At 53.4% G+C, this 1,486-nt stretch carries 1 protein-coding gene; it reads right to left on the bottom strand.

What is annotated here, in order from left to right; all coding sequences use genetic code 11:
- Window positions 1-546 precede the first annotated feature (546 nt).
- Complete coding sequence (locus DWV32_RS09995) at window positions 547-1,182, bottom strand: HEPN domain-containing protein (protein ID WP_117758041.1); 636 nt, start codon at window positions 1,180-1,182, stop codon at window positions 547-549.
- Window positions 1,183-1,486 lie beyond the last annotated feature (304 nt).

Below are 1,486 nucleotides of genomic sequence, written 5' to 3'. Positions count from 1 at the left end.
TGCCAACCGTGGCCGTCTCCCCCTCGGGCATCCTGACCACACGGGCACAGATGACCGAGGCCTGGCTCCGCGCGGCCGCCCGGCGGCCCCGTATCAGCGTGACAATCCACTGGAGGAGAGTGAGCGCCAACGAGAGGAAAGCAACAGCCGTGCCGAAATCGATTTGACCGTTGAAACTAATTACAACGCTATCTGGGAACATTTGGTCAACCCATCCGCCAGCGCCGCCGCCTCAAGGAGAGGCTTCCGGTCAACGGGCCCCACTTGGCGAACGCTCGCTGCTCCCGCCGCACATCCCGCATTCTGTCCGCAGACCTCTCGTGAAGCCCGGGGTAAAAGAGCACGCGGTAGAGCTCGTAAAACCCTTCTCCAGGCATATCATCGTCGGAGCGCACGATATCACCGTCTCCTTCCTCTACAGATTCCGCCTTATCGTGACCTTATAAAACCTCGTGTCTGGATTCACCAGGGCTTTTGCAGGATTTGATCTGAAACCATAATTCCAACCAATGGTTTTACAAACGATAAAGAGCGGTCTCCAGCCACTTATTTACCATTCTCGACAAGATAATCGAAGTCAATCAGTTGAAGCTGCTCTACGAACTTCTCCAAATACGAGACGACTTCCTCGTCGTTCACGAATAGCGGCCTGTCCTGCGTCAGTCCGCCTGATTTGTCCTGCGGATAGCGGAGACTGATGCCGTAGTCATCGATGTCGGCAATGGCATTTACAAAAGCACCCATGTTCTTGATGGTTCTATTGTCTTCACGGCACTTTTGCCTCGGAAACCTTGAGAGTAAGGAGTTCCACAGGCTCGTTAGGTTGTGGTCCTTCTTAGGATCAGCCCCACATCTTTTTATCGCCCTCTTGATTGAAAGCTCAATACAGTGCCTTGTGAGGAACATCACCGGAATCGCGTAGGAATGCTCCAGGAACACATGCATATCCGGCCTGTCGGTCGCTCTCCTCCCGGCGGCCGCAAGCTCCTTGGCGGCATTGAGGAAGGACCGAATGAACTCATCGTCGAACCTGTCGGCCTTAAGCTCGTCTTTCATCAGAGCAGACGAGTCCAACAGTGTAAAATTCCTCAATGTGGGATCATTGAAGCCATCCACCTGAGGCTTCATGACTTGTTGATCCTTGTATTTTGGGAACACATGATCATTGAACACGCTATCCATCAGAGAGTCTCTCCTGTCTTTGCGTTTATCCTCGCCCCCGACTTCGGGTTGGTGAACGCGTATACGGCCTCGCTATCATGGTCGGGCTCGATCATGAACAGCGGCCCGACACGAGCACGTCAGCCAAGATGCGTTCGGTGGTCGACATGACGGGGCCTATCTGCGTACGGAACATAAAAGAAGCGGCGCTGCTAATGGTAGCGCCGCATGCATTATCAAAGAAGAATCGTTATCGATCGTCTCGGGGACTCTTCGTTCAAAACCAGAGCGTGTCGATTACCATTCATCGAAGTCCATCCACTCT

Source organism: Collinsella sp. AF04-24, from assembly GCF_003465685.1.
Lineage (GTDB): Bacteria > Actinomycetota > Coriobacteriia > Coriobacteriales > Coriobacteriaceae > Collinsella > Collinsella aerofaciens_AP.
This window is presented reverse-complemented; position numbering and strand designations above follow the sequence as displayed.

Bases quoted from the DNA above. Each gene is read 5' to 3' on its own strand.
- DWV32_RS09995 (WP_117758041.1), bottom strand. From the start codon at position 1,182: ATGGATAGCGTGTTCAATGATCATGTGTTCCCAAAATACAAGGATCAA.